This is a genomic window from Micrococcus sp. KRD012 (assembly GCF_017168555.1).
In the GTDB taxonomy this organism is placed as follows: Bacteria; Actinomycetota; Actinomycetes; order Actinomycetales; family Micrococcaceae; genus Micrococcus; species Micrococcus luteus.
In genome coordinates, this window is the sequence record NZ_JABFBB010000007.1 from 254,396 (window position 1) to 259,438 (window position 5,043).

Consider the following 5,043-nt stretch of genomic DNA (forward strand, 5'->3'; position numbering starts at 1 on the left):
GGGTTAGAGTATTCCTCGCTGCCTGTGACGGTCGCCGGATGTCCGGGGCTGAGAGCGGGAAGCCACTCGCGCGAGTGGCGGAATTGGTAGACGCGCTGGCTTCAGGTGCCAGTGTTCGCAAGGACGTGGGGGTTCAAGTCCCCCCTCGCGCACCGAGGACGAAGGCCCCGGAACCGCGCGGTTCCGGGGCCTTCGTCGTTCCCAGGCTGGTCCCCACTCACCGTTTGAGGGCGGTTTCGGGCGGTATCCACGCCGAATACCGCCCGAAACCGCCCCCAAACGCCGCGGGGTGGGCCGGGTGCGGGGCCGCGCGCCCGACGCCGGCCCTCACGGCTTGACGCACACCACCGGGACGCGCGCCTCGAGGATGATCTGCTGCGCGGCCGATCCCAGCAGCAGCTTGCCCACGGGGGAGCGGTGCTTCACGCCCACCACGATCCGGCTCGCACCCACGCGCTCGGCGTGCTCGAGCAGGTCGCCGACGGCGTCCCGGCCGCGCTCCTGGGCGTGCGCCACGGACACGGCGACGCCGGCCTCGCGCGACTCCGCCTCGTCCGGCTCGGTCCCGTCGAGGGAGAACCAGACCACGTCCTCTCCGCGCAGGGCCGCCTCGGCCAGGGCGGCCCGCCAGGCCGCGGCGCTCTCGGGGGTGCTGGTTCCGGTGCTGATGATCGTCATGGGGACCACTGTGCGTCATGGTCGCGGTCCCCGTCACCACCCGGACCGGTTGTCGTCGGTCACTCTTCGGACGCAGAGCGCACGCGGCCCCGCTGCGCTGTTACCGTGACCTCCACCACTCGCACCTCTCCCCGGCGCCACTCCCTGGCGGCGGGGTGTCTCTGTTAGGAACAGCCATGTCCTCCACCTCCCCCGACGGCCCCCCGCGCCGACGCACGGGGATCGGCCGGATCGTCTTCAGCGTGATCGCGGTGCTCACCGTGCTCGCGGCCTCCGCCTTCTCCGTCCGCTCGGCCTCGGGAGGCAACGACATCCGCACCAACCTGACCCTCATCGCCCCCGCGGCCGCCGGCGGCGGCTGGGACTCGTTCCAGCGCGAGCTGCAGCAGACCATGCGCGTCAACGGGCTGGTGAACAACGTCCAGGTGGTCAACATCCCCGGTGCCGGTGGCAACATCGCCCTCGGCCAGCTGACCACGCTCGAGGACGCGAACAACCTCATGGTGGGCGGCACCGGACAGATCGCCGCCCACGCGGCCCGTGGCACCGGCCCCGAGCTCTCCCAGGTCACCGCGGTCAGCCGCGTCGTCGAGGAGTACAGCCTCGTGGTGGTCCCGGCGGACTCGCCGTACCAGAGCATGGACGACCTGGTGACCGCCTGGCGCGCCGATCCCGCCCACGTGGCGTGGACCGGCGGCGGCTCCTTCGACCAGCTCGTCATGGCGGACATCGCCCGCACGGCCGACGTGCCGGTCGCGGACACCACCTACATCCCGTCCGACGGCGGCGGCGAGGCCATCCAGGCCCTGCTCAACGGCACCGCCCAGGCCTCCGCCGGCGGCTTCGCGGACATCTACCCGCAGGTCCAGGCCGGCCGACTGCGCGCCCTCGGCGTGGTGGCGGCCGAGCCGCTGGCCGGCGTCGAGGAGATCCCGACCCTGCGCTCCCAGGGCTACGACGTCACGCTCACCAACTGGCGCGCCCTGTTCGTGCCCCCGGGCGTCTCCGCGGAGGAGCGCACCGAGCTCGAGGCCCTCATCGCCGAGGCGGTGGACACCCCCGAGTGGAAGGAGGCGGTGCAGCGCAACTACTGGAACCCCGTGCCCCTCTCCGGCGCCGAACTCGAGGAGTTCATCGCCGCCGAGAAGGAGCGCATCGGCACGCTGACGGAGGAGATCAAGTGAGCCACGCATCCACCGTCCCCCCCGCCGCCGACGCCCCCTCCCGCTGGGGGCGCGCCGCCGGGCTCTCCGGACTCGTCATGCCCGCCGTGCTGGCCGCGTTCAGCCTCTACCTGCTGGTGGGGTCCCTGGCCATGGACACCGACGGCGCCGACTTCCCCGGCCCGGACTTCTTCCCGCTGATCCTCGCGGTCGCGGGCCTCGTGATCGCCGCCGCGCTCGCGGTGGAGGTCGTGCGCGTGCGCCAGGCCCCCGAGGGCCAGGCCGACGCGGACGGCGAGGTCGGCCAGGCGGCCGGCCCGCTGACCCTGTTCCACTCGGACTTCGGCGCGCTGGCCTGGTGCTTCCTCGGCTTCCTCGCGTTCGCCGTCCTGCTGCCCTGGCTGGGGTGGATCCTCGCCGGGGCGCTGCTGTTCTGGTGCGTCACGCGCGCGTTCGGCGCCCCGCACCCCGTGTTCGACATCCTCGTCGCCCTGTTCGTCTCCTCGCTGGCCTACCTCGGCTTCGCGGTGGCCCTGGGCCTGACCCTGCCCTCGGGCATCCTGGGAGGTGGCTTCTGACATGGAGACCCTCGGACTCCTCATGGAGGGCTTCGCCGGAGCCCTCACCCCCATGAACCTGCTCTGGGTGGTGCTGGGCTGTCTGCTCGGCACCGCGGTCGGCGTGATGCCCGGACTGGGCTCCTCGATGGCCGTGGCCCTGCTGCTGCCCATGACCTTCGCCCTCGAGCCCACTGCGGCGTTCATCATGTTCTCCGGCGTGTACTTCGGCGGCCTCTTCGGCGACTCCACCATGGCCATCCTCATGAACACCCCCGGCCAGGCCTCGGCCATCGCCTCCACGTTCGAGGGCCACCGCATGGCCCAGGACGGCCGGGCGGCCCAGGCCCTGGCGACGGCGGCGCTCGGCGCCTTCATCGGCGGCATGGTGGCCTCGGTGTGCGTCGTGTTCCTCGCCCCCGTCCTGGCGGAGTTCTCCACGAGCTTCGGGCCCGCGGAGTACTTCGCGCTCGCGCTCTTCGCGTTCGTGGCCACCTCCTCGGTGGTCGCCGACTCGGTGCTGCGCGGCCTGGCCTCCCTGGTGCTGGGACTGGGCATCGCCGTCGTCGGGATCGACGCGGTGACCGGCACCGAGCGCTTCACGATGGGCTCCCCGCAGCTGTTCGACGGCATCCCGCTCGTGACCGTCACGGTGGCGATCCTCGCGCTCGGCGAGGTGTTCCACGTGGCCTCCCGGGTGCGCCGCGAGCACGAGGACCTGCGCATCCGTCGCACCGGCCGGCCGTGGCTGTCGGGCGCCGAGTTCCGCGAGGCCGCCCCGGCGTGGCTGCGCGGCACGGCGATCGGCCTGCCGTTCGGCATCGTGCCGGTGGGCGGCTCCGAGGTGCCGACGTTCCTGGCGTACTCGGCCGAGCGGCGCCTGGACCGGCGCCGGGCGCATCCGCAGTTCGGCCGCGGCGCGATCCGCGGGCTGGCGGCCCCGGAGGCCGCGGGCAACTCGACCACCGGCATGGCGATGGGTGCCCTGCTCACGCTCGGCCTGCCCGTCTCCGCGACGGCGGCCATCATGCTGGCGGCGTTCCGCCAGTACGGGCTGCAGCCCGGCCCCCTGCTGTTCGACCGCAGCCCGGACCTCGTGTGGGCGCTGTTGGCGAGCTTCTTCATCGCGATGATCGTGCTGCTGGCGATCAACCTGCCGTTCGCGCAGCTGTGGGCCAAGCTCCTGCTCATCCCGAAGCACTACCTCTACGCGGGGATCACGCTGTTCTGCGGGCTGGGCATCTACGCCACCACGGGCGCGGTGTTCGACCTGCTGATGCTCCTGGGGATCGGCGTGCTGGGCTTCCTGATGCGGCGGTACGGCTACCCGCTGGCGCCGCTGATGATCGGCATGGTGCTCGGCCCGCTCGCGGAGACCAGCCTGCGCGACGCCCTGCTCAGCTCGGTGGGCGACCCGGCCGTGCTCGTCTCCACCCCCATCACGCGGGTGATCTACGGGATCCTGGCGATCGTGCTGGCGTTCTCGGTGCGGGCCGCCGTCGTGCGCCGGACGCGTCAGGACGTGTGAGCGGAGGCGGGATCCGCGCTCCCCAAGGCAACGCGGGTTGAGTTGTCACCGGTGTGCGGCCTCCGCACCCGTGACAACTCAACCCGCGTTTCTGATGGGCGGTGGCCCCGCTCAGTAGTGGTACGTGTCCGAGGGTGCCGTGATCGCGTTGTCCTGGTCCGGATACCGCGTGGAGTGCACCCCGAACGCGGCGGCCAGCCGGAGGATCTTCTCCGCGCGGGCCTTGCGGGGCAGGTCGGAGCCGTTGCGGATCTCGCCGCCGTCGGCCTCGAAGTCCGCGAGGAACTCGTGGGCCCACGCCAGCTCCTCCTGGGACGGGCTGAGCCCTTCGTTCACGGCCGCGCACTGCTCCGGCGCGAGGCACAGCTTGCCGGTCATGCCGAACTCCGCGGTCACCGCCGTCGCCTCGGCGAGCTTCACGCCGGTGGAGCCCACGGTGGGCCCGTCGATCGCGCCCGGCAGCCCCGTGGCCTTCGCCGCGATCGTGAACTGGGACCGCGTGTACGCCAGCGCCATCGGCGACTCGCCCAGGCCGGTGTCACGGCGGAAGTCGCCGATCCCGAAGGCCAGCCGGAACGTGCCCTTCGCGGCGGCGATCGAGTCGATCCGCTGCAGCCCGCGCGCCGTCTCCACGAGCGCGACGACGGGCACCCCGGGCAGCCGTCGGGCGGTCTCGTTCACGTGGTCCGTGGACTCCACCATCGCCAGCACGACGCCGGCCAGGCCGCCCTCGGCGACCGGCCCGCCCAGGTGCGCGGGCAGGGCCGTGGCGAGCGCCTCGACGTCCTCCTCCCACCACCGCGAGCCGTAGCCGTTGAGCCGCACCCAGCCGGTGTGACCGGAGGTCAGCCAGGCGACGGCGTCCGCGCGGGCCCGGTCCTTGTCCTTGGGGGCCACGGCGTCCTCGATGTCGAGGATGACGATGTCCGCGGCCGAGTCCTCGGCGGGCTGGAACCGCTCGGGCTGGGCGGCGTTGACCAGCAGCCAGGAGCGGGCGAGCTCCGGGTCGATGCGCTGGCCGGGCACGGCCTGGAACGCGGGGGAGGGGGTGATCGCGGCGGGCAGGGTCACGGTCATGAAAGGGCTCCTTCACGGGGCTGGGGCGTCGGGCCGAGGT

At 72.8% G+C, this 5,043-nt stretch carries 5 protein-coding genes and 1 tRNA gene; 4 read left to right on the top strand and 2 right to left on the bottom strand.

From position 1 onward, the window contains the following. Positions 1 to 68 precede the first annotated feature (68 nt). A tRNA-Leu gene (locus J1M37_RS04515) sits at positions 69 to 152 on the top strand. Between the two features lie 175 nt (positions 153 to 327). Here the strand turns inward: J1M37_RS04515 and J1M37_RS04520 are convergent. Continuing rightward, a complete protein-coding gene (locus J1M37_RS04520; protein WP_002858206.1) occupies positions 328 to 678 on the bottom strand; it encodes a universal stress protein in 351 nt (116 codons plus the stop codon). A gap of 176 nt (positions 679 to 854) precedes the next feature. On the opposite strand from J1M37_RS04520, the gene J1M37_RS04525 reads away from it, so the two are divergent. Genes J1M37_RS04525 through tctA form a run of 3 tightly spaced genes read left to right on the top strand, consistent with a single transcriptional unit; the run spans position 855 to position 3,926 of the window. Then, a complete protein-coding gene (locus tag J1M37_RS04525) occupies positions 855 to 1,862 on the top strand; it encodes a tripartite tricarboxylate transporter substrate binding protein (protein WP_049160752.1) in 1,008 nt (335 codons plus the stop codon). Further along, entirely contained in the window at positions 1,859 to 2,419 is a 561-nt protein-coding gene (locus J1M37_RS04530; protein ID WP_049160748.1) for a tripartite tricarboxylate transporter TctB family protein, read from the top strand. Before J1M37_RS04525 ends, J1M37_RS04530 begins: the two co-directional genes overlap by 4 nt. 1 nt (position 2,420) lies before the next feature. Further along, the gene (gene tctA / locus J1M37_RS04535) at positions 2,421 to 3,926 is read left to right on the top strand and encodes a tripartite tricarboxylate transporter permease TctA (protein WP_206452186.1); all 1,506 of its coding nucleotides are present in this window, start codon (positions 2,421 to 2,423) and stop codon (positions 3,924 to 3,926) included. 111 nt (positions 3,927 to 4,037) lie between these two features. On the opposite strand, the gene J1M37_RS04540 is transcribed toward tctA, so the two are convergent. After that, the gene (locus J1M37_RS04540) at positions 4,038 to 5,003 is read right to left on the bottom strand and encodes an HpcH/HpaI aldolase/citrate lyase family protein (RefSeq protein WP_126860313.1); all 966 of its coding nucleotides are present in this window, start codon (positions 5,001 to 5,003) and stop codon (positions 4,038 to 4,040) included. Positions 5,004 to 5,043 lie beyond the last annotated feature (40 nt).

Excerpts from the sequence above, each read along its gene's own strand:
- J1M37_RS04520 (WP_002858206.1), bottom strand. The coding sequence starts at position 678 with ATGACGATCATCAGCACCGGAACCAGCACCCCCGAGAGCGCCGCGGCC.
- J1M37_RS04525 (WP_049160752.1), top strand. The coding sequence starts at position 855 with ATGTCCTCCACCTCCCCCGACGGCCCCCCGCGCCGACGCACGGGGATC.
- J1M37_RS04540 (WP_126860313.1), bottom strand. The coding sequence starts at position 5,003 with ATGACCGTGACCCTGCCCGCCGCGATCACCCCCTCCCCCGCGTTCCAG.
- tctA (WP_206452186.1), top strand. The coding sequence starts at position 2,421 with ATGGAGACCCTCGGACTCCTCATGGAGGGCTTCGCCGGAGCCCTCACC.